The 26,326-nt window shown below is 43.7% G+C and carries 27 protein-coding genes; 20 read left to right on the top strand and 7 right to left on the bottom strand.

Annotated elements, in window-relative coordinates:
* Positions 1-50 precede the first annotated feature (50 nt).
* Positions 51-305 carry a hypothetical protein gene (locus ACFPA1_RS12240; protein WP_378583217.1) on the bottom strand — a complete coding sequence of 85 codons (255 nt, stop codon included), beginning with the start codon at positions 303-305 and terminating at the stop codon, positions 51-53.
* A 232-nt stretch (positions 306-537) separates the two neighbouring features.
* Between ACFPA1_RS12240 and ACFPA1_RS12235 the strand changes: the two genes are divergently transcribed.
* The 7 genes from ACFPA1_RS12235 to ACFPA1_RS12205 all read left to right on the top strand — a co-directional run bounded on the left by ACFPA1_RS12235 (position 538) and on the right by ACFPA1_RS12205 (position 8,470).
* Positions 538-1,404, top strand: coding sequence for a YitT family protein (locus tag ACFPA1_RS12235; RefSeq protein WP_378583214.1), 867 nt, complete (start codon positions 538-540; stop codon positions 1,402-1,404).
* Positions 1,405-1,455: 51 nt separating this feature from the next.
* On the top strand, positions 1,456-1,788 hold the full coding sequence (cccB, locus tag ACFPA1_RS12230; protein ID WP_213144114.1) for a cytochrome c551: 333 nt from the start codon (positions 1,456-1,458) through the stop codon (positions 1,786-1,788).
* 366 nt (positions 1,789-2,154) lie between these two features.
* Positions 2,155-2,841 (top strand): cell division ATP-binding protein FtsE, encoded by a 687-nt coding sequence (gene ftsE, locus ACFPA1_RS12225; protein ID WP_213144115.1) that lies wholly within the window; start codon positions 2,155-2,157, stop codon positions 2,839-2,841.
* Positions 2,831-3,724, top strand: a complete 894-nt coding sequence (gene ftsX, locus ACFPA1_RS12220; RefSeq protein ID WP_213117660.1) for a permease-like cell division protein FtsX — start codon at positions 2,831-2,833, stop codon at positions 3,722-3,724. The genes ftsE and ftsX overlap by 11 nt, the downstream gene beginning before the upstream one ends.
* A gap of 114 nt (positions 3,725-3,838) precedes the next feature.
* Positions 3,839-5,098 carry a murein hydrolase activator EnvC family protein gene (locus tag ACFPA1_RS12215; protein WP_378583211.1) on the top strand — a complete coding sequence of 420 codons (1,260 nt, stop codon included), beginning with the start codon at positions 3,839-3,841 and terminating at the stop codon, positions 5,096-5,098.
* 354 nt (positions 5,099-5,452) lie between these two features.
* Positions 5,453-6,928: a S41 family peptidase gene (locus ACFPA1_RS12210; protein WP_378583208.1), complete on the top strand. Its 1,476-nt coding sequence runs from the start codon at positions 5,453-5,455 to the stop codon at positions 6,926-6,928.
* Positions 6,929-7,276: 348 nt separating this feature from the next.
* The gene (locus tag ACFPA1_RS12205) at positions 7,277-8,470 is read left to right on the top strand and encodes a PDZ domain-containing protein (RefSeq protein ID WP_378583205.1); all 1,194 of its coding nucleotides are present in this window, start codon (positions 7,277-7,279) and stop codon (positions 8,468-8,470) included.
* Between the two features lie 54 nt (positions 8,471-8,524).
* Here the strand turns inward: ACFPA1_RS12205 and ACFPA1_RS12200 are convergent, their stop codons facing one another.
* The 3 genes from ACFPA1_RS12200 to ACFPA1_RS12190 form a co-directional block, all read right to left on the bottom strand.
* Positions 8,525-9,580: an ABC transporter permease gene (locus ACFPA1_RS12200; RefSeq protein ID WP_378583203.1), complete on the bottom strand. Its 1,056-nt coding sequence runs from the start codon at positions 9,578-9,580 to the stop codon at positions 8,525-8,527.
* Positions 9,577-10,302 (bottom strand): ABC transporter ATP-binding protein, encoded by a 726-nt coding sequence (locus tag ACFPA1_RS12195; protein ID WP_378583201.1) that lies wholly within the window; start codon positions 10,300-10,302, stop codon positions 9,577-9,579. The genes ACFPA1_RS12200 and ACFPA1_RS12195 overlap by 4 nt, the downstream gene beginning before the upstream one ends.
* A gap of 153 nt (positions 10,303-10,455) precedes the next feature.
* Complete coding sequence (locus ACFPA1_RS12190) at positions 10,456-11,061, bottom strand: TetR/AcrR family transcriptional regulator (protein WP_378583199.1); 606 nt, start codon at positions 11,059-11,061, stop codon at positions 10,456-10,458.
* Positions 11,062-11,296: 235 nt separating this feature from the next.
* On the opposite strand from ACFPA1_RS12190, the gene ACFPA1_RS12185 reads away from it, so the two are divergent.
* The 12 genes from ACFPA1_RS12185 to ACFPA1_RS12130 all read left to right on the top strand — a co-directional run bounded on the left by ACFPA1_RS12185 (position 11,297) and on the right by ACFPA1_RS12130 (position 22,516).
* Positions 11,297-11,875, top strand: coding sequence for a putative ABC transporter permease (locus tag ACFPA1_RS12185; RefSeq protein ID WP_378583196.1), 579 nt, complete (start codon positions 11,297-11,299; stop codon positions 11,873-11,875).
* Between the two features lie 209 nt (positions 11,876-12,084).
* Positions 12,085-12,627: a GNAT family N-acetyltransferase gene (locus ACFPA1_RS12180; RefSeq protein WP_378583194.1), complete on the top strand. Its 543-nt coding sequence runs from the start codon at positions 12,085-12,087 to the stop codon at positions 12,625-12,627.
* A gap of 302 nt (positions 12,628-12,929) precedes the next feature.
* Positions 12,930-14,279 (top strand): cytochrome ubiquinol oxidase subunit I, encoded by a 1,350-nt coding sequence (locus ACFPA1_RS12175; RefSeq protein ID WP_378583452.1) that lies wholly within the window; start codon positions 12,930-12,932, stop codon positions 14,277-14,279.
* Positions 14,276-15,301 carry a cytochrome d ubiquinol oxidase subunit II gene (locus ACFPA1_RS12170; RefSeq protein WP_213144158.1) on the top strand — a complete coding sequence of 342 codons (1,026 nt, stop codon included), beginning with the start codon at positions 14,276-14,278 and terminating at the stop codon, positions 15,299-15,301. Before ACFPA1_RS12175 ends, ACFPA1_RS12170 begins: the two co-directional genes overlap by 4 nt.
* Before the next feature lie 14 nt (positions 15,302-15,315).
* The gene (gene cydS / locus ACFPA1_RS12165) at positions 15,316-15,417 is read left to right on the top strand and encodes a cytochrome bd oxidase small subunit CydS (protein ID WP_378583191.1); all 102 of its coding nucleotides are present in this window, start codon (positions 15,316-15,318) and stop codon (positions 15,415-15,417) included.
* Between the two features lie 64 nt (positions 15,418-15,481).
* The gene (locus tag ACFPA1_RS12160; protein ID WP_213117673.1) at positions 15,482-15,931 is read left to right on the top strand and encodes an Lrp/AsnC family transcriptional regulator; all 450 of its coding nucleotides are present in this window, start codon (positions 15,482-15,484) and stop codon (positions 15,929-15,931) included.
* A 191-nt stretch (positions 15,932-16,122) separates the two neighbouring features.
* Positions 16,123-16,701, top strand: a complete 579-nt coding sequence (locus ACFPA1_RS12155; protein WP_378583188.1) for a chromate transporter — start codon at positions 16,123-16,125, stop codon at positions 16,699-16,701.
* The gene (locus ACFPA1_RS12150) at positions 16,701-17,231 is read left to right on the top strand and encodes a chromate transporter (protein ID WP_378583450.1); all 531 of its coding nucleotides are present in this window, start codon (positions 16,701-16,703) and stop codon (positions 17,229-17,231) included. The genes ACFPA1_RS12155 and ACFPA1_RS12150 overlap by 1 nt, the downstream gene beginning before the upstream one ends.
* Positions 17,232-17,503: 272 nt before the next feature.
* The gene (locus ACFPA1_RS12145; protein WP_378583447.1) at positions 17,504-18,664 is read left to right on the top strand and encodes a chromate transporter; all 1,161 of its coding nucleotides are present in this window, start codon (positions 17,504-17,506) and stop codon (positions 18,662-18,664) included.
* A gap of 343 nt (positions 18,665-19,007) precedes the next feature.
* Complete coding sequence (locus ACFPA1_RS12140) at positions 19,008-19,379, top strand: ArsR/SmtB family transcription factor (RefSeq protein ID WP_213117676.1); 372 nt, start codon at positions 19,008-19,010, stop codon at positions 19,377-19,379.
* Positions 19,372-21,432 (top strand): heavy metal translocating P-type ATPase, encoded by a 2,061-nt coding sequence (locus ACFPA1_RS12135; protein WP_378583185.1) that lies wholly within the window; start codon positions 19,372-19,374, stop codon positions 21,430-21,432. The genes ACFPA1_RS12140 and ACFPA1_RS12135 overlap by 8 nt, the downstream gene beginning before the upstream one ends.
* 148 nt (positions 21,433-21,580) lie before the next feature.
* Positions 21,581-22,516: a cation diffusion facilitator family transporter gene (locus ACFPA1_RS12130; protein WP_378583182.1), complete on the top strand. Its 936-nt coding sequence runs from the start codon at positions 21,581-21,583 to the stop codon at positions 22,514-22,516.
* A gap of 107 nt (positions 22,517-22,623) precedes the next feature.
* Here the strand turns inward: ACFPA1_RS12130 and ACFPA1_RS12125 are convergent, their stop codons facing one another.
* The 3 genes from ACFPA1_RS12125 to ACFPA1_RS12115 are packed head-to-tail and all read right to left on the bottom strand — an operon-like array spanning position 22,624 to position 25,772.
* Positions 22,624-23,538 carry a pseudouridine-5'-phosphate glycosidase gene (locus ACFPA1_RS12125; protein WP_378583180.1) on the bottom strand — a complete coding sequence of 305 codons (915 nt, stop codon included), beginning with the start codon at positions 23,536-23,538 and terminating at the stop codon, positions 22,624-22,626.
* Between the two features lie 3 nt (positions 23,539-23,541).
* Positions 23,542-24,645, bottom strand: coding sequence for a PfkB family carbohydrate kinase (locus ACFPA1_RS12120; RefSeq protein WP_378583177.1), 1,104 nt, complete (start codon positions 24,643-24,645; stop codon positions 23,542-23,544).
* Positions 24,646-24,695: 50 nt separating this feature from the next.
* The gene (locus ACFPA1_RS12115; protein WP_378583174.1) at positions 24,696-25,772 is read right to left on the bottom strand and encodes a BMP family lipoprotein; all 1,077 of its coding nucleotides are present in this window, start codon (positions 25,770-25,772) and stop codon (positions 24,696-24,698) included.
* A 233-nt stretch (positions 25,773-26,005) separates the two neighbouring features.
* On the opposite strand from ACFPA1_RS12115, the gene ACFPA1_RS12110 reads away from it, so the two are divergent.
* On the top strand, positions 26,006-26,308 hold the full coding sequence (locus tag ACFPA1_RS12110; RefSeq protein ID WP_378583173.1) for an urease subunit gamma: 303 nt from the start codon (positions 26,006-26,008) through the stop codon (positions 26,306-26,308).
* Positions 26,309-26,326: the final 18 nt, after the last annotated feature.

Raw genomic sequence — 26,326 nt, 5'->3', positions numbered from 1 at the left:
GAAGATTAATGAGGCGACTTAAGTAGCGATTTAAGATTATATCTTAGAGGTTATTTTGCAGAGCCTGAAATTAATTCAAACATTTTATCATGGCTTTCCAGTTTATCTTCGATACGGCGGAAATGGCTTCTAAATTCCGAAGCGTTGTTTTTTACTGTTTCTTTTAGAGATTGAATCCGATCTTCAATTCTGTCAAAATGAGAGTTCATGAGGCTGAATTGCTGGTTTACTTGATCAAATTGCTGATCTATTTTGGCAAATTGCTGATTCATCTGGTCCATCATTAGTTTTATTAATTGTTCCATCGTGTTCACCTCCTCATTAACAAATTATAACATAAATAGCCGCCAGCATTCGACAAGTACTTAACTCATTTGGGAAATTAGACTCAAAAATTCTTATCTCTAATGAATTCGACGTAAGAAGCAAATGCTAAATAAAAATTTACCCCTTTATCGCGTTAACCTAATGCCATTTACACCATATTTTTCCCATGCTATACTCTCAATCGGAATTTAATAAGAGAGGTATCATTTCATGAATATATTGAGCAATTTATCAAACACTTATCCAAAAACTAGAATCGCGGCCGACTACCTTTTTGTTCTGGTCGGCGCAGCCATTATTGCGATTACGTTCAACGTTTTTCTCCTGCCAAACCAAATTGCCTCGGGCGGAGTCAGCGGCATCAGCACTATTTTAAAATCCGTGCTCGGCCTTGAGCCCGCCTACGTCCAATGGGCTTTCAATATTCCATTGTTTATCGCTGGAGTTATGTTGCTTGGAAAACAATTTGGCGTCAAAACACTAGCCGGAACTGTTTTTCTACCATTTGTAGTTTTTTTAACAAAAGGCTGGGAACCGTGGACTCATGATGCGTTGCTTGGTGCCTTGTTCGGCGGGATTGGCGTTGGTCTTGGTCTTGGGATTGTCTTTAGAGGAAATGCGTCGACTGGCGGAACAGACCTTGCCGCACAGATCATCAATAAATACACGGGTTTTACTCTAGGTAGATGTGTCGTTATGATTGACGGCCTTATCGTCCTAACAGCGGCTATCGTTTTTGATATTGAAAAAGCCTTGTATGCCTTAATCGGACTTTACGTAACCAGCAAAACCATTGATTTGGTCCAGGTCGGTTTTGGCCGGTCAAAGATGGCGATGATAATTACAAATAAGCAAGAAGAAGTTCGTGCGGGAATCTTGCATAAAATAGACCGTGGTGTGACAAAACTATCAGCATACGGTGGTTTCACCGAGCATGAACGCCCAGTTTTGATGTGTGTGGTGGATCAAACGGAGTTCACAAAATTGAAACAATTGGTCAAAACCCTTGACCCGTCTGCATTTGTCGTGGTAATGGATGCCGCAGAGGTGTTAGGGGAGGGTTTCAAACGCCCATAACATTGGTATAATTAATCAGTGATGGGATTATTTACATTAGGGGGAGTAACAATGAAGAAAAAGTTGCTAACGTTGTTATTAGGAACATCATTAGTAATGGGACTCGCTGCTTGTGGCGGCGGCGGGGACAAGGACACTGGCGGCGGTGGTAAAGACACTGCAACCGGTGATGAAGCTGCTAAGATCTTTGATCAAAAATGCTCCAGCTGCCATGGGGGAGACCTTAAAGGCGGAGTAGGACCTAACCTAACAAAGGTTGGCTCTAAGTATTCCAAGGATGAAATCCTGGATATCATTCATAATGGCCGCGGCGGAATGCCTGCAGGCGTCATTACTGGTGATGATGCTGACAAAGTGGCTGAATGGCTATCTGCGAAAAAGTAAAAACTACACAAGAAACGCTCTGTTCCCATACAGGGCGTTTTTAATTTTTTCATCCCCGAAAAAAGTTAATTCTAACCTGATTTACCAGATACCTTATGGCTGGACAATCAAACTATGTATGTTATTCTAGTATGTGCCACGAAGAAATTCGACAAAAAGAACAATCATTAATTAAAAATATTGTCATTTAGGAAGAAACAAGTCGTGTTTTGTATTCTTTGAAAAGAAACTGTAATATAAATACCACTTTTTTTGACAAATTATGATGTTATAATATTATCATGCAGAATTATGAATATAGTTGTAGTTATTTTGGCCGTATTGTCGAAATTTGTAAAACAAACTTAAAACAATAGGTGATTTTATATGATAGAAATGCAGGAAGTATACAAAAAATATCCGAATGGCGTTTCAGCGATCAATGGGATTGACGTCCGGATTAATCAAGGTGAATTTGTTTATGTCGTCGGGCCAAGCGGTGCCGGAAAATCGACATTTATTAAAATGATGTACCGCGAAGAAATTCCAACCTCTGGAACGATCACGATCAATGGAGCGAATATTGCGAAGTTAAAGATGAGCAAGGTTCCGTTATTCCGTCGTAACCTTGGCGTTGTCTTCCAAGACTTTAAACTGCTTCCAACTCTAACAGTCTATGAAAATGTTGCATTCGCTCTAGAGGTTATTGAGGCGCAGCCGAAGGTAATTAAGAAACGTGTCATGGAAGTTATGGATCTTGTTGGCTTGAAGCATAAAATTAAAATGCTTCCTTCCGAGCTTTCTGGCGGTGAGCAGCAGCGTATTTCGATTGCCCGCTCCATTGTCAATTCACCAAGACTCGTTATTGCGGATGAGCCGACAGGGAACCTTGACCCGGATACATCATGGGAGATAATGAAAATTTTTGAAGAGATCAATAATCGCGGCACAACTGTCGTAATGGCAACTCACAACAAAGAGATTGTTAATACTTTAAAGCATCGCGTCATCGCTATTGAAGGCGGAAGAATTGCGCGTGATGAACAAAGAGGTGAATACGGTTATGAAAATTAGAACAATTGGCCGTCACGCCCGGGAAAGTTTAAAGAGCATTAAAAGAAACGGCTGGATGACGTTTGCGTCTGTTGGGGCCGTTACCGTTACCCTTATTTTAGTTGGTGTCTTTTTTGTTATCATGATGAACCTTAATAAAGTGGCCGATACAATTGAAGAGGACGTGCAAATCCGCGTTCATATCGATGTTGCTGCCAACAAACAGGATCAGGATGCCTTGATGGCACAGATTCAGGCCATTCCTGAGGTGAAAAGTGTCAAATTTTCTCCTAAGGAACAAGAATTGAAAGATTTAGTTCAGAGCATGGGTGAAGAAGGGAAAGCCTTTAAGCTTTTTGAACAGGATAACCCTTTAAATGACGTGTTTATTGTAAAAACAAAAAATCCAACCGACACGATGAAGGCCGCGAAAAAAGTGGAAAAGCTCCATTATGTCGCCAAGGTCAAATACGGTCAGGACAAGGTTGAAAAACTATTTAAGTTCATTAAAGCCAGCCGAAATGTCGGAGTTGTGTTAATCCTAGGCTTGTTCTTTACGGCGATCTTCCTTATTTCCAATACGATCAAAATTACGATTATTGCGAGAAGAAGAGAAATTAAGATTATGAGGCTGGTAGGAGCGACAAACTCCTTTATTCGCTGGCCGTTCTTCCTTGAAGGGTTATGGCTTGGAATTATCGGTTCAATCTTGCCAATCATCTTAATCGGCATCGCTTATTACCGAGCCTACGATTATATTAGCCCTAAGCTGGTTGGGACATTTATTAAAATCCTTCCGTTTGATCCATTCTTCTATCAAGTTGCCGGTATCCTCCTATTAATGGGTGCCTTTATCGGAGTTTGGGGCAGTGTCATGTCGGTAAGGAAATTTTTAAAAGTTTAATAAGATCAGGAGGGAACCGTATATTGTTCCTTCCTGATTTTGTGTGTTTTATAGAATCATCTGAAAAATAGGGACGATTAACCGATGAGAGAGAGAAACGAGGGAGAAATCGGAATGAAGAAGACGATAATTACGCTGACCGCTGCTGCCACCGTCGGAATTGGGACTGTCCTTGGAGGCTTGCCGTTGACAACAAAAGCAGCCTCTATTTCCAGTCTGAAGGGTGAGCAGAATAAAATCCACAGCCAACGGTCCGAACTTAAGTCAGGAATTAACGATGCGAATGCAAAAATTAATGATCTGCAAAATCAAGAAAACAGTGTTCACAATGAAATCAGCCGTCTTGAGGCTGCCATGAACGACACAACTAGTAAAATCAATCAAAAAAATGCAAAGATTGACGAAACAAAGGCTGAAATCGCCAAATTTCAAGAAGATATAAAGGTCTTACAGGAACGTATTGAAAAACGTAATGTTCTTTTGAAGGACCGGGTCCGTAGTTATCAGGCAAATGGAACTGTAATAAATTACCTGGATGTTTTGCTGGGGTCGCAGAGTTTTAGTGACTTTATCGACCGGGCAAGCGCGGTAGCCACATTCATGCAGGCAGACCAGGATATTTTAAAGCAACACGAGGCTGACAAAGCTGAAGTGGAAGAAAAGCAGAAAAAAGTAGAATCGGATCTTGCTAGTTTAGAAACGATGGTCGCCGATTTGAAAAAAATGAACGAGCAATTAAGCGCACAACGGGCTGAAAAAGATAATTTATTGGCTGCGATTGCTGACGAAAAGGCAGAAGCACAGGAATATGTAGTGGACATGCAGGAGCAGGAGCAAATTCTTGCTGCTCAGGAGGCTGCAATTCAAAGGTCAATCAAAGCTCAGCAAGCAGCAGCGGCGGCCGCAGCAGCCGCTGCCGCAGCTGCTGCTAAGCCATCCGGCAATGGCAGCAATACTGTAGCTGCAGCACCACCGGTTTCAGGAGGCAGCTTCACAAGACCGGCTGCAGGTATCATTACTTCAGGATACGGTGGGCGAGATGGCAGCTTCCACTACGGCGTCGACATTGCTAAGGCGGGCTCTGTGCCGATTGTTGCCGCTGCCGATGGGGAAGTGTATGTTTCCCATTTCTCAAGCAGTTATGGTAACGTCGTTTACATTTTGCATAATATCAATGGTCAGTATTATACAACCGTTTATGCGCATATGAGCACGAGAATGGTGGGTGAAGGCACTACCGTGACGAAGGGCCAGCAAATCGGACTTATGGGGAACACTGGCGACTCCCATGGCCAGCACTTGCACTTCGAGCTATATAGAGGCAAATGGCAATACCACGCGGCCATCAATCCGGTGGGAATTGTACCGTTATAAACATAATAACTTACACAGGCGGGGCAGAGGCTCCGCCTGTTTTTTTCCTAATAGGACGTATAAATTCAACTTTGCCTCGTGAACCATCCTAACGGACTCGCCAAACGGCAAGTTTTCAATTAGCTAATAAGAAAGCATAAACTTTCTGTCGAAAGCTTTATACTTTCTTAACGCATAAATTCAACTACGCCTCTGTCTTCGTCCTATCGGACTCGCCAATCGGCGAGTTTTCATTTATCCTCTCTGCCACTCATAACTCGTCCATTCCTTACATATATCTTAATAATCGGGCAGGAATTCGGAGCCTTTTTAGAAAATAGATTATTAGGCGTACTATATGAGGAGGACCTTTGAATGAATCGAAAATGGATAGCCTTGATGATGGCAGGGTCGCTGATAACAGGGGCAGGTGGCACATATGCGAGTATGCAGTTTTTAGAGAAAAAGGATGCTTCCTCCCAGCTAGAACAGGCATTAATCCCGCAAAACAAGCCTAAAGCTGCCGATGTCCAGACGGCGGCATCCGAAACGGAAGCCAAAGATTTGAAAAAGGTGGAGAAGGCTTATGAACTGATCCTAGACAACTATGTCGAAAAAGTAGACCAAGATAAGCTGGTCGAGGGCGCCATCCAAGGGATGCTTTCGGTATTAAAGGATCCATATTCTGTTTATATGGATAAGGATACAGCCAAGCAATTTACACAAACCTTGGAATCCTCCTTCGAAGGAATTGGTGCCGAAGTGGGAATGGTCGACGGCAAAATTGTCATTGTCTCTCCTTTTAAAAATTCACCTGCTGAAAAAGCAGGAATCAAGCCGAATGATCAAATTTTAAAGGTGGACGGGGACTCTGTTGAAGGACTCGACCTGAATAAAGCGACCCTCAAAATTCGCGGCAAAAAGGGGACAACCGTCACTTTGGAGATTGCCAGAAAAGGCCTCAAGGAACCATTGACAGTAAAAGTAAAGCGCGATGAAATTCCGCTTGAAACCGTGCATTCTTCGGTCAAAAAGCAGGACGGCAAAAAAGTTGGCTACATCGAGATTACTTCTTTTTCCGATCAAACAGATGAAGATTTTAAAAAGAGCTTAAAAGAGTTAGAAGATGACAAAATTAAAGGACTCGTGCTAGATGTGCGCGGCAACCCGGGCGGACTCCTCGAGAGTGTTGACGAGATTTTAAAAGAGTTTATTCCAAACGATAAACCGTACGTTCAAATTCAGGAGAGAAACGGTGATAAGAGGCGCTTCTTTTCAACGATAACTGAGAAAAAGCCGTATCCGGTAGTCGTTCTTACGAACAAAGGCAGTGCTTCAGCTTCGGAAATTTTAGCTGGAGCGTTAAAGGAAGCGGCCGGCTATCCGATTGTCGGCGAGAAAACATTCGGCAAGGGCACTGTTCAGCAGGCGATGCCGATGGAGGATGGCAGCAACATCAAGCTGACATTATATAAATGGCTGACTCCGGATGGAAATTGGATTCATAAGAAGGGCATCAAGCCAGATGTGGCCGTTAAGCAGCCGGTTATCTTCTCTACTCATCCGCTTCAGATTGAAAAGCCGCTTGTTAAGGACATGAACAATGAACAGGTGAAGAACGCTCAGGAGATTCTAGACGGTTTGGGGATTGCTCCAGGGCGGACGGATGGTTATTTCAGTGAGGAAACTGCAGCAGCCGTGAAAGGCTTCCAGCAAAATCACGATCTTCCTGCAACTGGGAAAATTGACGCGAAAACGGCCTCCAAATTAGAGGAAGCCGCGATGAAAGAAATGAAAAAAGAGAAAAACGACCTGCAGCTGCAAGCGGCGTTGAGACTGGCGGCGAAATAGGGTATCTTTTTGGAGAAGAGCAGCGGCCCTTGACCTTGAGAGGGGCCTGCTGCTTTTTTGTGCTCCTGAATCTGGTGTTTGGCGGATACCATTCTTATTTTGGCGGATAGCTCTATCAGGTTGGCGGATATTGGTCAGATTCGGCGGATAACTTCACAAAATTGGCGGATATCCAGTCAGATTCGGCGGATAACCGCAATCAGACAAAAAACCCGCCCGCTCCAAAATAACTATTTTAAAAGTTTCTATAATCTAGCAATATGTTTTATGGTTTTAATTTGGTAAAATAAAACTTAGAGACTTTTAAATTCCATTACTAGAAATTTTGATAGAGGCAGGTGACAGGATTTGGTACAAATATGGCTTGTGGAACTTCTCAAAGGGACAGGCAAGTTATTTCTTCATCCTGTTTTATACTATCTCGTTTTCCTTGCAGGAATCTTGGGTGTGATGAGGGTAAAACGTGAACGGAAAAATTTCCATGTGCGGGCGGAGGATGCCTATTTTGAGCTGCGGCAGCTGTTTCCTCTCGGGCTTATCATCGGTCTAATTCTGTCGGTCATTGTAGTCGCCGCGGGAATCGCTGTGCCATTTGCTGCAATCCTGCTAATCGCGGGGACGACCCTTTTGTGGTCATTGACCACCAATGTCCGCTGGATGTCGCCGGCTTACACGGTCGGTGCTGCATTCTTTGCGGTCATCCTGTTTGCACAAAACAATTGGTCGATTCCGTTTTTTTCAAAAGCCTTTAACCAGATTAGTGACAGGATTTATCCATCCATCGTGGTCATTTTGGGTTTCCTCATAATCGCTGAAGGGATCCTTATTTTAAAAAATGGTACCAAGGGGACCTCACCAAAGCTGGTTAAGAGCAAACGCGGCCAAAGCATTGGTGCCCATGAGGTGAAGCGCCTCTGGATGCTTCCCATGCTTATGCTGGTACCAGGAAATGCGTTAACACTGCCATTCGATTGGTGGCCGGTATTCCATTTGGGTGTTACAGACTATTCTCTTATTCTAGTACCCTTCGCCATCAGCTTTCATCAGCAAATCAAAGGGATGCTTCCAAGCGAAGCCGTTAAAAAGCATGGCCGTCAAGTGATTACACTTGGAGTCTTCATAACATTGCTTTCATCAGCAGGCTATTGGTATCCGCTTAGCTCGATTGTGACGGTTGGACTTGCCGTAATCGGCCGGGAAGCTATATCATTATTCGCTTACTTAAAGGATGACAACAAACCAGTTTATTTTTCGAAAAAAAATAACGGCTTGATGATCATTGGCATCATTCCGCAATCGCCGGCTGATAAAATGGGTCTCAAGGTCGGGGAAACCATTGCGAAAGTGAACGGAATGCAAATTCGTGATGAGTCAACATTTTATGAGGCGCTCCAAAAGAATCGTGCCCATTGCAAGCTTGACGTTCTCGATACAAACGGTGAGATCCGCTTTGTCCAGCGCGCCCTTTTCGAAGGTGAACACCATGAACTCGGAATCCTTTTTGTACAGGAACAACGGAAATATGGGAAAAAGACAGGGTAATGCTATAAAAACGGAGAAAGCCGAGGGAAACTGAATCCCTCGGCTTTCCTTTTTCTACAAGGTCCGGTACTTCTTCAAAGCAAAGATATTAAGCACGATAAAGATGGCGGCAAAGATGACAAGTGCTGTGAGGTCTCCTGAAATATCACCTAGTCCGGCTCCTTTGTACATAACACTTTTTAAGGCGTCTCCTGCATAATACAATGGCATAATCTTGGCGATGGCCTGCAGCCAATTGGCCATTCCCTCAAGAGGGAAAATTCCGGCAAAAAACACTTGAGGCACGACAGCAATTGGGATAAACTGCATCATCTGAAACTCGGAAGCGGCAAAGGATGATAACAATATTCCTAAAGAAAGGGCCACCAGCGCTAACAGCAAATTAATCAGAATCACATGAAAGATGGAACCGACCAGGACGATATCGAGAACATTTATAGAGTATAGGACAACAATAATGGTTTGAATGACGGCAAAAATCCCATAGCCAACCAGGTAGGCTGTTACTATTTCTGCACGGCGGATTGGCGTCGACATCAGCCGCTCCAGCGTTCCTGTTGTACGTTCGCGCAGCAAGCCAATCCCGGAAATGATAAAAACAAAAAAGAATACAAAGAAGCCAACCAGAATCGGACTCAGGACATCAAAAAAGACTGTGTCCGTATCTCCATAGACATATTTAGTTTCCATCTTTTGTCCCACTATACCCGCCAATGCCGGGTTCTGCTGAATGAGTTTTGCTTGAACAAGCGATGCGGCTGCTTGGTTGACCTTCATTTGCAAGGCCTTTGCCTTGGATGGGTCATCGTTCTGCAATGTTAATTTCATTTTTCCATTTTCCTGTTCGAGCAGACCGTCAAGGTTATCGTCCGTAATGGTGTTTTTGGCGGCTTTATCATATTCCTTTACGGTAATGTCCGCCTTTTTGAGGACTGTTACAAGACTTTCATCAATGTTGACCACACCTAATTTCGGATCAACCGTATTGCCGTTAAATAAAAAGAACATCAGGGTCAGTATTAGTAACGGGGCGACAAACATTAACCCCAGCGTCCGTTTATCACGTAGCAGCTGCTGGGCAATTCTTTTAATCAGGGCTGTAATCCTCATGACTGCTTCACCCCCGCTTTTAAGAATACTTCATCAAACCGTTCTACTTGGTATTTCTCCTTTAATTCTGCCGGCGTGCCGCTAGTTAAAATTCGACCATCGCGAACCATCGCAACATAATCGCATCTTTCCGCTTCATCCATCACATGGGTAGTCACGATAATGGTTTTTCCCTCAGCGTTTTTCAACCGCAGCAGCTCATTCCAGATTGATAGTTTTAACTCTGGGTCAATCCCAACAGTCGGCTCGTCGAGGATTAAAATTTTCGGATCCTGAATCAAGGCAATCGCGAGCGACAAACGCCGCTTCATTCCTCCAGAATAAGCGGACACCCGTTTTTTTAGGTCGTCCGTCAAGTTGACCAACCCGGAAGCGTACGCAATCCGATTTTTCTGTTCATCTTTTTTTAATTTGTAGAGCGATGCGAAAAATTTCAAATTCTCTTCTCCGGTTAGCTCGACATATAATGCATCAGATTGGGCCATGTAACCAATTTCCTGGAGGATGGCGAGATTCGGCATTTTTGTGTTCAAAACCTGGATTTCACCGTTATCGGCTTTTTCCATCCCGACAATCATTTTGACAAGTGTGGTTTTCCCTGCTCCCGATGGCCCGATGAGTCCGTATAATTGCCCTTTTTCAATGGATAGGTCTACATTCTGGAGAACTGCTTTTTTGCTAAAGCTTTTACTGACGTTTTCAACATTTATGGCTGGATTCATCTTAATGACCCCCCCTTAATCAACACATTGTTGAGTTTCTATATATCCATATTAAAATGCCGACAGGGCAATTACAATGAACAATATGAGGCAAAGTGTTGATTGTTATAGAAATAGCCCGTAAAACCACGCGGGCTTGCCCCGTGGAGTGAGTCAGTTTTTGATTCCGGCCACATGCCCTGGACCTAATAAAATCATTTTAGCGGCAATTAAGGCCATTTCCTCCGGGGTCTTTTTCATCCCCGTTTCCAGCCAGTGCTGAATCAGCCCTAGTTGGGCGGAACTGACAAAGGCGATCAAGTATTCCGCAGGAACAAGCATATCCTCCGAATTAAGTTTTGAAGCGATATTTTGAAAAAATTGCTGTTTGATTAATTCCTTCAGTTTAACTTGAAAAGAGGCATCCCCTTTTGGACCTAAAACTACCCTCATAAATTGGGCATTCTCTTGAAAATATTCAAATAACTTCAGAATGACAGGAAATGGCTCATCCTGGCTCGTAGAGTGAAGTGCATCTTTTGGATTGATCCCGCTTGCGTTATCTTCTATTTCTTTCAGAATTTCTTCTTCACTTTGCTCCAGCAAGTCGTATTTATCCCGGTAATGCAGGTAAAAAGTGCCGCGGTTGATTTGTGCCTTTTCAGTTAAATCCCTGACTGTGACGCCTTCGAACCCTTTTTCCTCCATTAACTCTGTCAGGGCACCACGAATTAGCATTTTCGTTCGGGCAGCTCGTTTATCATGTGTTTGGTTAGCCATTTTAAGTGCCTCCAAAAAATATTTATTTAATAAATACAATATAATAAATGGTGCAGATATTAATCAACACAATGTTTATTAATTGGAAATGGATAAAAGTTTTTGGTCGGAAAGTTAACGACAAAGTGAGAAAAATCTTACCAAAAAATAGGTGATATAATGGTATTTACGAATATTTTGTCGAGCCTTTGCAAACTATAAATGATGGATTTTCTAATTTAAAGAGGTGATTGCGATGCTGATTAGCATATTAAATGGTATCAATGCGCAAAATGTCCTTTTTGAAGAAGCTGCCTCCATCGTTTTTTATTTTACGATCTATTCCTTTTTCGGCTGGATGCTTGAAAACAGCTATAACTTCTTTACAAAAGGGATTTTTATCAAACCAAATTTTTTGTACGGGCCGTTTAAACCGATGTATGGCTTTGCGCCTGTACTGCTAGTTTTGCTATCTAAACCAGATTCCCATTGGGTGCTCGTGCTGCTATGTTTCACGATTCCCACCGTGGTGGAATATATAAGCGGTGCCCTGCTGCAGAAATTTTTCAGACAGCAGTGGTGGGATTATTCCGGCACGCCAATGCAGCTGCACGGCCACATTTGCCTGCCATTTTCCCTTTGCTGGGGCGTGCTCTCGCTCGTGTGTCTAAAATGGATTCATCCTGCTGTTATCAAAATGTATGATGCTTCAGAAACGCTTTGGAACTGGACATGGCCTGCCCTCATGTTATACTTCATTGCCGATTTAGCACTGACAGTACGGAAGTACATACGGGGGCCTGAAACTATTAGCAATCTTGACACTGTGGAATAGAGGGTACCGTTCCCTGACATCCTTAACAGTATTGAATAACTCCAGTCCGAAGCCGGACCGCATAAGTCACAAAGCATTGTGTAAATGCTCCTTTTTTCGCAAGAAGAAGGAGTTTTTTTCATGAGTGTGTAATTTTGTTTATATAGATTTTTATGATTGCTGGTGCATATGTTAATAGAATAGAAGCGGGATCGGAGAGGGGAAAAATTATGAGACTGGAAGGAAAGGAGATTTATCTTCGCTTTTTGGAAGAAAAGGATGCGAAAGCGATGACGCAGCTTACGATTAAGAACCGCGAGTTTTTTCAAGAAACTTCACCTAAGCGAAGTGAGCACTTTTACTCCTTTGAGCACCAATTGAGGTCGATACGGTTTGTCATCCAGTGCCGGGAACTAGAAACGCAGTATTCATTTGGGATCTTCTTAAAAAAAACGAATGAGTTAATCGGCGATATCGAATTATTCGATATCGTTAAAGATTCATTTCAAAGCTGTTATGTCGGTTACAGCCTTGACCGTCAATACAACGGTAAAGGGTATATGACGGAAGCAGTGAAGCTGGTAGTAAATTATGCTTTCAAGGAACTCGGACTCCATCGGATTGCCGCAGGCGTCATGCCTTCCAATATTGGCTCCATCCGGGTTCTTGAAAAAGCAGGTTTTGAAAAAGAAGGTATTGCGCGGAAAAATATTAAGATTAATGGGAATTGGGAAGACCATCTTCAGATGTCGATTTTAAATGAAATTGAGTAGAAGAGAAGAATCAGATGCTTCTCTTCTTCTGTTTTTATATAAAAAAACATTTTGGAGTAAATTAACAATAATTATTGGACAATGGGAGAGTGATTCCTATTTATAAAAAACAAGAACGGATGCTAGTTTGGCTCGCTTTTACCGTAGCGGCCATCATGGCACTATCCATCATCGGGCGGATTTTTTCAGGATAATGAAAATCCGATGGAATGGAGAACATAAGGACGTTTCGAAAAAATTCCATACCACCAAAGGATGAAACATACATAACATTTTCTTAGAAAGGTGGTCCAGTGAGGAAAATGGTTAACCAAGAAGCGGTTTTTTTCAGCCGGGTTCTAACCGAGCTGACTCTTTCCTTCCATATCATATACGCAACGATCGGCGTCGGGGTACCGCTGATGATTATGATTGCCCAATGGGTGGGAATCAAGAAACAGGATGAACACTACATTTTATTAGCAAGAAGGTGGACAAGGGGCTTTGTTATCACGGTGGCGGTGGGAGTTGTGACTGGAACGGCGATTGGTCTGCAGCTGTCGCTTCTCTGGCCGAATTTCATGGAGTTGGCCGGAAATGTCATTGCCCTGCCGCTGTTCATGGAAACGTTCGCTTTTTTCTTTGAAGCCATTTTTTTGGGAATCTACATTTACACCTGGGACCGCTTCAAAAATCAGAAGAAGCACCTTCTTTTATTAATTCCTGTGGCATTGGGTGCCTCCTTTTCCGCCATATTTATTACTATCGTCAATGCTTTTATGAACGCCCCGCAAGGCTTTGACATTGTAAAAGGGCAGCTGGTGAATGTCAGCCCGCTGATAGCGATGTTCAATCCGGCGATGCCGACAAAGGTCGCCCATGTCTTGTCGACGGCCTATATGACCTCGGCGTTTGTATTGGCCTCAATCGGGGCTTACCGCCTTCTCATAAAGGGCTCCAAGCATGTGTATCACAAAAAGGCTCTTTTCTTAACGATGAAGCTAGGCTTGATCTTTTCCGTGGCCACCGCAGTAATCGGCGATTTTTCCGGAAAATACCTGGCTGAATACCAGCCGGAAAAATTAGCGGCGGCAGAGTGGCATTTTGAAACAGAAAAAGGCGCACCGCTTTATCTGTACGGAGTTCTTGATAATGGGGAAGTGAAATATGCTTTAAAAATTCCATTTGGTCTTAGTATTTTGGCACATAGCAATCCAAATGCAGAAGTAATTGGACTCGACCGTTTCCCTGATAATGAAGAACCTCCTCTCTATATTCATTATTTATTCGACCTAATGGTCACCCTCGGGATGGGCTTGACGTTCCTGGCATTCGTCTATGTACTAGGCGTGCATCGTAAATGGCCGCTTATTTTTAAAAAATGGTTTGGCAGGCTGCTGGTGCTTAGCGGACCATTGGCGGTAATTGCTATTGAAGCAGGCTGGTGGATGACCGAAGTAGGCCGGCAGCCCTGGATTCTTCGCGGAATCATGCGGACAAGTGAGGCAGCCACGGGTAGCGGTCAGGTCGACACAATGTTAATGCTGTTTTCGCTGCTTTATCTGATCCTTGGGATTGGCAGCGTACTAGTCCTAATTCGAATGTTTCGTAAAAATCCAGTTGAACAGGAACTGGCGGACCGCGATGCGGAAAAGGCAGGTGACCTAAAATGACGCTCGAAATACTTGGAATAACGGTTCTAGGCGTATTTTTGTTTGGCTATATCATCGTTGCTTCTATTGATTTTGGCGCCGGGTTTTTCAATGCCTTCAGTGTTGTCACGGGAAAAGAACACATTTTAACCAGAGTGATTCAACGTTACCTTTCTCCTGTATGGGAAGTGACCAATGTGTTTTTAGTGTTTTTCTTTGTCGGGATGGTCGGCTTTTTTCCGAAAACAGCTTATTACTACGGTTCGACCCTGCTTGTTCCGGCTAGTATTGCGACGATACTCCTGGCGATACGTGGAGCCTATTATGCTTTTACAATCTATGGGGGCCTGAAGTACAGACGGTACACCATCCTGTACGGATTGACCGGATTATTTATTCCTGCTTCCTTGTCCATCGTGCTGGTTATTTCCGAGGGCGGCTTTGTCACAATAAGAAACGGCGGACCAGAGCTCGACTACTGGGTGTTATTTACCAGCCCATTATCGTGGAGCATTGTCGTGTTAAGTTTGACGTCGGTTTTATATATATCTGCCGTCTTTTTGACCTGGTATGCTCAAAAGGCGAAGGATTATAATGCAGCAAATCTACTTCGAAAATATGCCCTTGCTTGGGCGGGACCGGCGATTATTACCGCATCCGGTATCATTGTGGAGATGAGGACGCATAATCCCGAACACTATGAGCGTCTTCTTGATTTATGGTGGCTGTTCGGGCTATCAGTTTTGTTTTTTGCTGGGACGGTGTATTTGCTTTGGAGAAGGATTGCCTATGGGTTCGCCTTTGTGCTATTGGCTGGGCAGTTTACGGCCGCCTTCCTCGCATACGGAATATCGCACTATCCATACCTGTTATACCCTTACCTTACGATTTATGACAGCTTTACAAATAAAGCAATGGCTACCGCGTTGGTGACGGCCTTTATTGCCGGGCTCTGTTTGCTCATTCCATCTCTGTACCTGCTGCTCAAGCTGTTTTTGTTCAACAAGGATTATGTGCAGGGGAACCGCAATGATCATGTATAAGGGGGGGCTTCTTTTTGGAAAAATTCTTAATGTTTTACGCGCCGTTTATCGTAATATTTCTTTCTGTGGCTGCCGCGTTCTGGGCGGCCGGTAAAGATGACGTGGTTAAAAAATAAATTTCATTGCCCATAAATTATGATAAAATGAACGAAAACATCCATTTACAGGGAATGAGATTTGATGAAAATAGATGAAGTAGATCGAAAAATTCTTGCCATCCTGGCTGAGAACGGCCGAGCGTCCTATGCCGATATTGGCAAGGAACTGAATTTGTCGCGGGTGGCGGTCCGCGAGCGAGTTAACCGGATGGAAGAGTCAGGCATTATTGAAAAATTCAGCGTGGTTATTAATTCTGAAGCGGTCGGGAAAAAGGTATCTGCTTTTTTTGAGGTTGACTGCGAACCGGCGTATCTCGTCTCGGTGGCGGAAAACCTCGCCAACAACCCGAATGTGGCAAGCTGCTATCAGATGACAGGCCCGAGTACGCTGCATATGCACGTTCTCGTTGAGGATTTTGCTTCGCTTGAAAAATTTATCAACCAGGAGCTTTACGCGGTGGAAGGCATCACCCGGGTCGAAAGCCAAATCATGCTGCGCCGCTTCAAAAGCCGTACCGGATTAAAACTATAATCCTTGAAGGTTATCCTTCATGGATTATTTTTTTGGGGAAAATAATAGACAGTATCATAAATGTGCGTTAAAATGATGAAAAATCTAAATAATTACAATTGTTAATAATATTCATCTTTTTGGTTAACAAACGAAATGAAATAGCATATATCTTTTAACAAGTAGTTTCGAGTGAAAAGGAATTGATAAGAATGAAACAGTATCTTGATTTGTTTGTGGCTTTTTTTAGGTCAGGAATGCTTGGGTTTGGTGGCGGTCCCTCTGCGATTCCGCTTGTCCATAAAGAAGTCGTGGGAACTTTTAAATGGATGAATGATGAAGAGTTTGGTGACACTTTGGCCCTCGCGAACGCCCTTCCCGGTCCGATCAACACGAAAATGGCAGGGTATATCGGTTATCGAGTGGCAGGAATCCTTGGGCTTTTCACAGCGATCCTTTCCTCGATTCTTCCGACCATCGCCTTAATGATTATCTTGCTGACGTCATTGTCTGCCTTTAAAGACCAGCCGTGGGTACAGGGAATGACGAAAGCGGTCGTTCCGGTTGTGGGTGTTATGCTCGCTGTCCTGACCTGGCAGTTTTTCCAAAACGGCCAGAAGGGGATGGGCTGGAAAGGGAATTTGGCAATGGTCGTAGTGAGTTTTGTTATTATGGAAATTCTCGGGATTCACCCAGGGGTCCTTATTGCCGGCCTGCTGGCATGGGCGTTATTTGGCCGAGAGAAAAAGTCGGAAACGGAAGTCGTTGAAAAAGAGAGGAAAACGATATGATGCTTCAGTGGAAAATCTTTTTAGCGTTCTTTATCCCGGGCATTCTTGGCTATGGCGGCGGTCCTTCATCCATTCCGCTGATTGAAAACGAAGTGGTGGACCATTACGGCTGGCTGACGGTGCAGGAATTCAGCGAAGTACTGGCGCTCGGAAACTCGCTGCCCGGCCCAATTGCGACAAAGATGGCGGGGTACATCGGCTATCAGCAAGGCGGCGTTCTAGGAGCAATCGTTGCTGTGTTTGCCACAGTTGCACCATCACTGATCCTGATGATTTCGCTGCTAGGTTTGTTGTATAAATTTAAAGATTCCCCGAAAGTGAAGAAAATGACTCTATACGTAAGGCCAGCAATCGCCGTTATGCTTGGGGTCATGGCTTATAACTTCTTTTCAGGCTCCTATTTTAACATTGGCATCTGGCAAACCATGTTTCTGGTCGTTGCCAGCTATGTACTAATGGAAAAATTAAAAATTCACCCGGCATTCGTGATTATGGGGGCACTTGGTTATGGAGCGGTGTTTTTGAGTTGAATATACCTATTTAAGGAGGGTCCTTTTTGGGCTCTTTTTTGTTTTAGTGATTGATGTGGCGGTTATCCGCCAAACACGGGATTGTATCCGCCAAATTCGGGGGGATATCCGCCAAACTTTCGAAAGTATCCGCTGAAATCCGAAAGTAATCCGCCAAACACCTTTTAAGAGCAATAATTTCATCGGAAAAGGTCATTAATTTGCTAGAATAAAGGTATCTAAGACTAGCTTGCAGAAATTTAAGTTTAATAAAAAATAGGAGAAATAACGTGATCAAGACATTAATCGAAATTTTACTTGTTTCAACAAAGTTGGGATTAACTTCATTCGGTGGTCCAATTGCGCATTTGGGTTATTTTCATGAAGAATATGTCCGGCGCCGGAAATGGCTTGATGAAAAAAGCTATGCTGATTTGGTTGCATTGTGCCAATTTCTGCCCGGTCCTGCCAGCAGCCAAGTGGGAATCGGTGTCGGCGTCATGCGAGGCGGCGTATTGGGCGGAGTCTTGGCATTCATTGGATTCACCACTCCATCGGCTATTGCTCTAATTCTTTTGGCTCTTTTTCTAAAAGGAATGGAAATAAATGATGCCGGCTGGATCCACGGCTTGAAAATTGTTGCTGTTGCAGTGGTTGCCCAGGCCATACTTGGAATGGCGCAAAAACTGACGCCGAATAAACCTACAAAGGCCATCGCACTTGCTGCGATTGTAACAGTATTACTGTGGCAAACTGCTTATTCACAGATAGCTATTATATTGTTATCTGCGGTAGTAGGATTGTTGATTTTTCAAAATCATGAAAATGAACTGGAAGGGGAAAGTGCCCAGTTTCCTATTTCACGGAGTTTTGCGTTGATCTGTCTAGCTATTTTTTTCGGGTTGTTGATTGTTCTTCCGCTGCTAAGGGGAGTAGTCTCTTCCAGTTGGCTTGCTTTGTTCGACAGCTTTTATCGTTCCGGGGCGCTGGTATTTGGCGGCGGTCATGTCGTTCTGCCATTGCTGGAACGCGAATTCGTTCCGACCGGCTGGCTGTCAAAAGAGGAATTTCTGGCAGGTTACGGAGCGGCACAAGCGGTACCGGGCCCACTGTTCACCTTTGCGGCTTATATTGGTGCGGTTATCAATGGATGGAAGGGAGGAGTCGTTGCAACAATCGCGATTTTCTTGCCGGCTTTTCTGCTCGTGTTCGGAACGCTGCCGTTTTGGAACAGCCTAAGGCGGAACCCGTGTATCAAAGGAGCGTTAACTGGAGTAAATGCCGCAGTCGTCGGAATACTGATTGCAGCCTTTTATACTCCAATCTGGACAAGTTCGATTCATGCGCCTCAGGATTTTGCCTTTGCCGCTGTGTTATTTTCGATGTTGGCTTATTGGAAACTGCCGCCTTGGATTGTGGTGGTGGCGGGAATAGTAGTCGGTTCTATCATATAAAAAGTCGTTCTGCTGGCAGAGCGGCTTTTTTCTATTTTAGGCTCTTCTCCAAAAAAATTTTTTACTTTGCATATTTCAGGAAAGAGCGAGTGAGAAGCATCTTCATCTAGAATGGTAATCGCAAATAAAACAGGGGATTTCGAAAATAAAGGGGGTGGGAACGCAAATAAATCATTTAAATCGGTAAATAAAATCGCAAAGAATCAACTTTATTAAGAAACATAATGAAGTGAAGCAAAAAATAAACATTCAAATTACCATTTGAATAAAAATGTTTGACATTCAAACCTGTATTTGAATATGATATATTCAAACGAATATTTGAATGAAGAAGGTGTTACTTATGAAGGAACGCGATGTTTGCGAGATTAATTGTGTGGATAGTGAAAAAACGGCACGAGTTCAGCAGCAGCTTGAGAACAGCTCGCATATCCTAGAAGTCACCAAGCTTTTTAAGGCATTGTCGGATGAAACACGGATGAAAATTGCCTATGCGCTTACGCTTGAAGACGAGCTTTGTGTTTGTGATGTCGCCCATATCGTCGGGGCGACGACGGCAACTGCATCGCACCATTTGCGTCATTTAAAAAGCCTTGGACTCGCCAAATACCGCAAAGAGGGCAAGTTAGTTTATTATTCCCTTGATGATGACCATGTAAAACAATTAATTCATATTGCCTTTGAGCACCAGGTAGAGGTGATGGACCGTGGATAAAGCGCTTGAAAAACAAGTTTACCGCGTTCAGGGTTTTTCCTGAACGAGCTGTGCCGCCAAGTTCGAAAAGAACGTGAAACACCTGGAGGGTGTTGTTGATGCACAGGTTAATTTCGGAGCTGCGAAGCTCACTGTCTATGGAAATGCCAGTATGGAAGAACTGCATGAAGCTGGCGCGTTTGAAAAATTAACCATCTACCCAGAAAAAGAAAAGTGGGCACCTGCACCGAGCGAACCGTTTTGGAAGCGGTATTCGCTGCTGGGCTTGTCCGTATTATTCCTGATTGCCGGGTACCTTTTTACAACTAACCTTTTGTTTGCCGCAGCCATTCTACTGGGAGGGTTCCCTCTTTTTAAAACAGGCTTGAAAAACCTAACTCGCTTCGAGTTTGATATGAAAACGCTGATGACGATTGCGATTATCGGGGCAGCCATCATCGGCGAATGGAGTGAAGGGGCTGTCGTCGTCATTCTGTTTGCCATCAGCGAGGTGCTCGAGGGATACTCAATGGATAAAGCGAGGGCTTCGATTCGTTCGCTGATGGAGATGGCGCCAGCAGAAGCTGTGGTTGTCCGAAACGGCCGCGAACTGACGTTAAAAGCCGAGGACATTGAAATCGACGACATCATGCTCGTCAAGCCCGGGCAAAGGATTGCCATGGATGGAGTAATTGTTGAGGGGGCGTCCTCCTTAAATCAAGCAGCTATTACAGGAGAGTCGGTCCCAGTTGAAAAGTCCGTTAATGACGAAGTGTTCGCAGGAACGCTTAATGAAGAAGGCTTTTTAAAAATAAAGGTCACCAAACTGAGCGAGGACACGACCATAGCAAAAATTATTCATTTAGTGGAGGAAGCGCAGGCGGAAAAGGCGCCGTCTCAAGCATTTGTCGACCGTTTTGCGAAATACTACACGCCCGTCATTATGGCGGTTGCAGCACTGGTTGCGGTGATGCCACCGATAATATTCGGAGCCAGCTGGCAGGAGTGGATTTACCAAGGGCTCGCCGTACTGGTAGTTGGCTGCCCGTGTGCGCTGGTGATTTCTACTCCAGTTGCAATCGTAACTGCCATCGGAAATGCCGCCCGAAACGGGGTCCTTATCAAAGGTGGCAGCTTTTTAGAAGAGACAGGTGTCTTAAGGGCAATTGCCTTTGATAAAACAGGTACATTGACAAGAGGGGTTCCGGTAGTAACCGATTTTATTAATTTTAGCGGGGACGACAACCTCCTTGAAAAAGTCGCCGCACTTGAGAGCAAGTCCCAGCACCCGCTCGCGGGAGCGATTATAAAAAAAGCGGCACACACCGAATACGTGGTCGAAAACTTCTACTCGATTACTGGAAAGGGTATTAAGGGTTTAGTGGACGGCACGGAATATCTGGTCGGAAACGCAAAGCTTTTTACGGAAATTCCCGTGGAGGTTGAAAGCCACATTACCTTTTTGCAAAACCAGGGTAAGACAGTGATGATCGTCGGTACGGAAAAAGGTATTCTTGCTTTGATTGCCGTTGCTGACGAGGTCCGCGACCGCAGCCGCGGTGTTATTGAGCGTCTTCATCAGCTGGGGATTAATAAGACTGTTATGCTAACCGGTGATAACCGAGCGACGGCCGAGTCGATTGGCCAGCATGCTGGGGTTAGCAGCATTGAAGCTGAACTTTTACCAGAGGATAAATTAGCTTTTATAAAAAAATTGAAGTCGCAATTTGGAAGAGTGGCGATGGTTGGTGATGGTATCAATGACGCCCCAGCCCTAGCTGCTGCGACCGTTGGAATCGCGATGGGCGGCGCCGGAACGGACACGGCGCTGGAAACAGCCGACATCGCTCTAATGAATGATGATTTGAACAAGCTGCCGTTTACGATAAATCTTAGCCGGAAAACATTGCGGATTATTAAACAAAATATTACCCTGTCTATAGTGGTAAAGCTTTTGGCTCTGCTGCTTGTCGTACCCGGCTGGTTGACCCTCTGGATTGCCATCTTCGCCGACATGGGCATGACCTTGATTGTCACATTAAATGGATTGCGGCTTTTGCGGGTTAAAGATTAATCAAGAGGGGAACTGTGGGATACGTAGATATATTCTAGTATGTATCGAAAAATCAAGATCAGAAAAAACTAACCGTAATCGTAATATTTTCGTTTTAGAAAAAGAGAAATCGCAGGCTAGTATCAAAAAGGCTAATGGGGGGATAAACATGGGTCACCATCATCATCACCATCATGGACACGGTCATGGCCACTCGCATGGTCATTCACATACAAGCAATAAAAAAGCGTTATTAAGTTCCTTTATTTTAATAGCGGCTTTCATGGTTGTGGAAGTCATCGGCGGGCTTTTAACCAACAGCTTAGCGCTGCTTTCTGACGCGGGTCATATGCTCAGCGACGCCGCTGCACTAGGGTTGAGCTTTTGTGCAATTAAGCTTGGAGAAAAGGCAGTTTCTCAGGAAAAAACGTATGGCTATAAACGATTTGAAATTATTGCGGCTGCATTAAACGGCTTAACATTGATTCTAATTTCGATTTATATTTTTTACGAAGCCTTCCATCGCTTTTTCAATCCTCCGGAGATCCAAAGCACAGGGATGCTGATCATATCCGTCACAGGTCTAATCGTGAACATTATTGCTGCCTGGATTTTAATGAAAGGTGACAAGGATGAAAATTTGAACGTCCGCAGCGCATTCCTCCACGTTCTTGGCGATATGCTAGGATCTGTTGGAGCCATTATAGCGGCATTGCTCATCATGTTCCTTGGCTGGGGCATCGCCGACCCGATTGCCAGTGTGATTGTTGCTGTGCTGATTCTAATCAGCGGGTTTCGGGTCACGAAGGATTCTTTCCATATATTAATGGAAGGGGCGCCGACACAAATTGATATAAATCAGGTGAAAGAGGCTCTCGGAAAAATTCAGTATGTAAAAGAAGTCCATGACCTCCATATTTGGACTATTACCTCCGGGTACCCGGTGTTGAGTTGCCATGTCACCATTTATGATGACGGGGTTCATGATGAAATTCTTGCCCAATCGCAGAAAATTCTCCATGATGATTTTCATATTGAACACAGCACAATCCAAGTCGAAAAAGAAGCAATCGGCTGTCCGAGTCCGCATGGTACGTGTAATTAAATGAAAACTCGCCGATTGGCGAGTCTGTAAGGACGAAGACAGAGGCGTAGTTGAATTTCCTATTAGCTAAAAAAGGAGCCGCCACGGCTCCTTTTAAAGTGCAAACATTATTTCATCGCATTAAAGCTTACAGCGATTTTTGCCCCAACAACGGCATTATTTTTCACTAAAGCAATGTTGGCGTCCAAACTTTTTCCTTCTGTCAGTTCTTTCACCTTGCCGAGCATGAATGGTGTCACATCTTTACCGATGATGTGGCGTTCTGCCGCCTCATTCAATGCTGTTTCGATGACGCCATTAATAAATTCCTCTTCCATGGCATGTTCTTCAGGAATAGGGTTGGCAATGACTGCGCCGCCTTTAAGGTTTAAATCCCATTTCACTTTTAAGGTAGAGGCGATTTCAGCGACATCATCGGCACGCAAGTTTAATGAAAACTCACTCGTGCGTGTGTAGAATGCAGGGAGGACATCAGTTTGATAACCGATAACTGGTACGCCTTTTGTTTCTAAATATTCCATCGTTAATCCTAAATCGAGAATCGATTTGGCACCTGCACAAATGACAGCCACGTTCGTTTGCCCAAGCTCCTCTAAGTCTGCTGAAATATCCATGGTAGTTTCGGCACCGCGGTGAACCCCGCCAATACCGCCGGTCACGAAGATATGAATATCGGCCAATTCAGCACAAATCATCGTTGCTGCTACTGTAGTTGCGCCAAGTTTTTTAGTCGCAAGCAAATAAGCTAGGTCGCGTCTTGATGCTTTTGCTACTCCGGAACTTTTCCCGAACATTTCTAACTCTTCATCCGATAATCCGATTTTAATTTTTCCATCAATGATAGCAATTGTAGCTGGAACGGCTCCATTGTCACGGATGATTTGCTCCACTTCACGGGCGGTTTGCACGTTCTGCGGATAAGGCATGCCATGAGAAATGATCGTAGATTCTAGGGCAACGATTGGTTTTCCTTGTTCCTTTGCGGTACGTACTTCTTCAGATAATGTAATATATTCTTTCATGACTTATTCCCCCATGTCTTTTAATAGTTGTTCTGCAGATAAATCCTGTCGAACCGTATATGGTGATTGTAAGGTTTTCGATGCATTGATACTTCCAGCCTTAGCAATTTCCAATAATGTCCTACCTTCTAGCCAAGAGTAAATAACAGCTGAAGAAAAAGCATCTCCTGCCCCGGTTACATCGACGATTTCCTTCGCTTCAATAGGGGGTACATGGAAAATGCCTTCCTCGTTATTCCCAACCATGGAGCCTTCTTTTCCATTAGTTATGACCACATTGGAAATCCCCAAAGACAGCCATTTTTCCACGGCGTTTTCCCAATCTGAATCATTTTTGATTTCATGCTGAAAATAGGTTTCCGATTCATCCCGATTCGTAATGAGCCATGTTACACCATCAAGTTCATCTGGCAAACGGTTCATCTTTGGTGATGAAACAGGTATTAAGACGATCGGTAGGTTATGGCTTTTGGCAAAATGACACAAATATTGGACCGTTTCTTTTGGGCAATTTAAATCGACGATGATACATTTTGATTGTGTAAAAAATCCCTCATGCTTCCGCAGTAATTCAGGTGTAATGGCTTCATATACATCCATATCCGCAAGCGCAATGACTAATTCACCGTTGGAGTCCAAGACTGCTGTGTAGGAGCCGGTTGCTTTTTCTTGGAATTTGGAGACAGTCTCTAAATTCATGTATGACGCTGATGAATCCTCAATAATGGTCCAGTCCTTATCAGCACCGGCAGCAGATATAAGTGAAACCTCCAGCCCTAGGCGACCCAAGTTTTCAGCGATATTCCGGGCAACCCCGCCGGCATTCTGGGTGACATAGCTAGGATTAGAAGTACCCAGCTGTGCCTGCCCTTTAATATGAAATTTACGGTCAATATTCGCTCCGCCAATGCAAATGACATGCTGTGATTCACTTAGAATATAGGCCCTACCTAAAATATGGCCTTTTTTAATCAGCCCAGAAATCATGTTAGCAATCGAAGGCCGAGACAATTCTAAATTTTGCGCAAGCTCTTGCTGCGAAATATAGGGGTTTTTCCGGATTAAATCGAGAATCAATTGTTCTTTCTCAGTCAGTTTTTCAGGCATAAACTCACCCCATAAATTACACTAATCTAAAATTGCCTTAATCAGTGCTATTATTGTTTTGGATTAAATGTCTTTAATTCATCACGTGTTTCAGGAACCTTTACAGCACCTGATTTGATTTTCTCAATCCAGTCTTTAACGGTTGCATCAATATCGGCTTTGTTTGCTGCCTTTTGATTGATTGGTGCTAATCCGACACCATCTTCGGCTAAACCGTACAGCGCAACTTTACCACCAGGGAAATTACCGTCTTTTGTTTTAGTGGCAAGGTCTTTAACTGCTACATCCACACGTTTTAGAGCAGAGGTAAGGACCACATCTTGACCCATGTCAGATTGGTCACGGTCAACACCAATAGCCCAAATTGCTTTGTCCGGATTTTTTGCCTTTCTGTCATTAGCTTCCTTGAATAGTCCAACCCCTGTTGCACCTGCAGCGTGGAAGATGACGTCCGCTCCTGAAGAATACATTTTAGAAGCGATTGCTTGTCCAACCTCAGCTTTATCAAATGCACCTGCATATTGAACATCGACTTGTACCTCCGGTTTAACAGCTTTAACTCCAGCTAAGAAACCAGATTCGAAGCGCTCAATAACGGGAATTTCCATTCCGCCAATAAATCCGATATGGTTAGATGTTGTTGTTTTTGCTGCTGCTATTCCTGCAAGAAATCCTGCTTCCTGCTCTTTAAAAAGAATGCTCGCCACGTTTGGAAGTTTTACTTCAGCATCGACGATGGCAAATTTAGAATCTTTTTGTTGCTTTGCAATTTCTTCAACTGCAGACGGCATTAAGAAGCCAATCGCATAAACTAAGTCAAATTTTTCGCGAACAAGTCTGTTTAAGTTTGTCGTATAATCGGCATCCGATTTGGAAGCAAGGTAATCATACCCGCCTCTGCCCTTTTTCAAGCCATTTTCCTTACCGAATGCTTGCAGGCCTTCCCAAGAAGATTGGTTAAAGGATTTATCATCGACACCACCGATGTCAGTCACCATACCAACAGAAAATGTGTCCTTTTTGCCGCCGCCAGTGTTCTCGTTATCGTTACTTTTTCCACATGCACCCAAGAGCGTGCCTGCTGCAAGAACAAGTGATAGTGCCATACCAATTTTACGTTTTTTCATTTTGTGTGCCTCCCTAAGTTGTATTTAATTGTTTTGAACTTTTGTTTATCGTATAAACTTTCGTTTGTATTATACGACTTAAAAAATTCTAGGTCAACCTTTTTAAACAAAATACTAATTCTTAGTATTTCCAAAAAAACATTTCATGTGCTGTTTAAATGAAATCGATATGGATAATCTATTGAAGGTGGTTAATTTTTACAAAAATGACAACTATTAAAGGAGGCTGGGCAGTGTTACTAGTACCGCGTGAGTTAGACAAGCTTATGATTGTGGTAGCCGCTGATCTTGCTAGACGAAGACGGGAAAGAGGATTGAAGTTAAACTATCCCGAAGCAGTGGCCTTAATTACCTATGAAGTGTTAGAGGGGGCAAGAGACGGAAAGACGGTAGCGGAATTAATGAAATATGGGGCTACCATCTTAACGCGTGATGATGTCATGGAAGGAATTCCGGATATGATTGACGACATTCAGGTAGAAGCTACTTTCCCTGACGGAACAAAACTTGTGACTGTTCATGATCCAATTCGATAAGAAGCAGCAGGAGGGATA

The organism is Neobacillus sp. GCM10023253 (assembly GCF_042653105.1).
GTDB classification, from domain to species: Bacteria; Bacillota; Bacilli; order Bacillales; family Cytobacillaceae; genus Neobacillus; species Neobacillus citreus.
This window is presented reverse-complemented; position numbering and strand designations above follow the sequence as displayed.

Bases quoted from the DNA above. Each gene is read 5' to 3' on its own strand.
- ACFPA1_RS12210 (WP_378583208.1), top strand. From the start codon at position 5,453: ATGAATCGAAAATGGATAGCCTTGATGATGGCAGGGTCGCTGATAACA.
- ACFPA1_RS12200 (WP_378583203.1), bottom strand. From the start codon at position 9,580: ATGAGGATTACAGCCCTGATTAAAAGAATTGCCCAGCAGCTGCTACGT.
- ACFPA1_RS12170 (WP_213144158.1), top strand. From the start codon at position 14,276: ATGACGCTCGAAATACTTGGAATAACGGTTCTAGGCGTATTTTTGTTT.
- ACFPA1_RS12140 (WP_213117676.1), top strand. From the start codon at position 19,008: ATGAAGGAACGCGATGTTTGCGAGATTAATTGTGTGGATAGTGAAAAA.
- cccB (WP_213144114.1), top strand. From the start codon at position 1,456: ATGAAGAAAAAGTTGCTAACGTTGTTATTAGGAACATCATTAGTAATG.
- ftsE (WP_213144115.1), top strand. From the start codon at position 2,155: ATGATAGAAATGCAGGAAGTATACAAAAAATATCCGAATGGCGTTTCA.
- ACFPA1_RS12155 (WP_378583188.1), top strand. From the start codon at position 16,123: ATGAAACAGTATCTTGATTTGTTTGTGGCTTTTTTTAGGTCAGGAATG.
- ftsX (WP_213117660.1), top strand. From the start codon at position 2,831: ATGAAAATTAGAACAATTGGCCGTCACGCCCGGGAAAGTTTAAAGAGC.
- ACFPA1_RS12180 (WP_378583194.1), top strand. From the start codon at position 12,085: ATGAGACTGGAAGGAAAGGAGATTTATCTTCGCTTTTTGGAAGAAAAG.
- ACFPA1_RS12120 (WP_378583177.1), bottom strand. From the start codon at position 24,645: ATGCCTGAAAAACTGACTGAGAAAGAACAATTGATTCTCGATTTAATC.
- ACFPA1_RS12160 (WP_213117673.1), top strand. From the start codon at position 15,482: ATGAAAATAGATGAAGTAGATCGAAAAATTCTTGCCATCCTGGCTGAG.
- ACFPA1_RS12175 (WP_378583452.1), top strand. From the start codon at position 12,930: ATGGTTAACCAAGAAGCGGTTTTTTTCAGCCGGGTTCTAACCGAGCTG.
- ACFPA1_RS12195 (WP_378583201.1), bottom strand. From the start codon at position 10,302: ATGAATCCAGCCATAAATGTTGAAAACGTCAGTAAAAGCTTTAGCAAA.
- ACFPA1_RS12190 (WP_378583199.1), bottom strand. From the start codon at position 11,061: ATGGCTAACCAAACACATGATAAACGAGCTGCCCGAACGAAAATGCTA.
- ACFPA1_RS12235 (WP_378583214.1), top strand. From the start codon at position 538: ATGAATATATTGAGCAATTTATCAAACACTTATCCAAAAACTAGAATC.
- ACFPA1_RS12185 (WP_378583196.1), top strand. From the start codon at position 11,297: ATGCTGATTAGCATATTAAATGGTATCAATGCGCAAAATGTCCTTTTT.
- ACFPA1_RS12130 (WP_378583182.1), top strand. From the start codon at position 21,581: ATGGGTCACCATCATCATCACCATCATGGACACGGTCATGGCCACTCG.
- ACFPA1_RS12150 (WP_378583450.1), top strand. From the start codon at position 16,701: ATGCTTCAGTGGAAAATCTTTTTAGCGTTCTTTATCCCGGGCATTCTT.
- ACFPA1_RS12240 (WP_378583217.1), bottom strand. From the start codon at position 305: ATGGAACAATTAATAAAACTAATGATGGACCAGATGAATCAGCAATTT.
- ACFPA1_RS12125 (WP_378583180.1), bottom strand. From the start codon at position 23,538: ATGAAAGAATATATTACATTATCTGAAGAAGTACGTACCGCAAAGGAA.
- ACFPA1_RS12115 (WP_378583174.1), bottom strand. From the start codon at position 25,772: ATGAAAAAACGTAAAATTGGTATGGCACTATCACTTGTTCTTGCAGCA.
- ACFPA1_RS12215 (WP_378583211.1), top strand. From the start codon at position 3,839: ATGAAGAAGACGATAATTACGCTGACCGCTGCTGCCACCGTCGGAATT.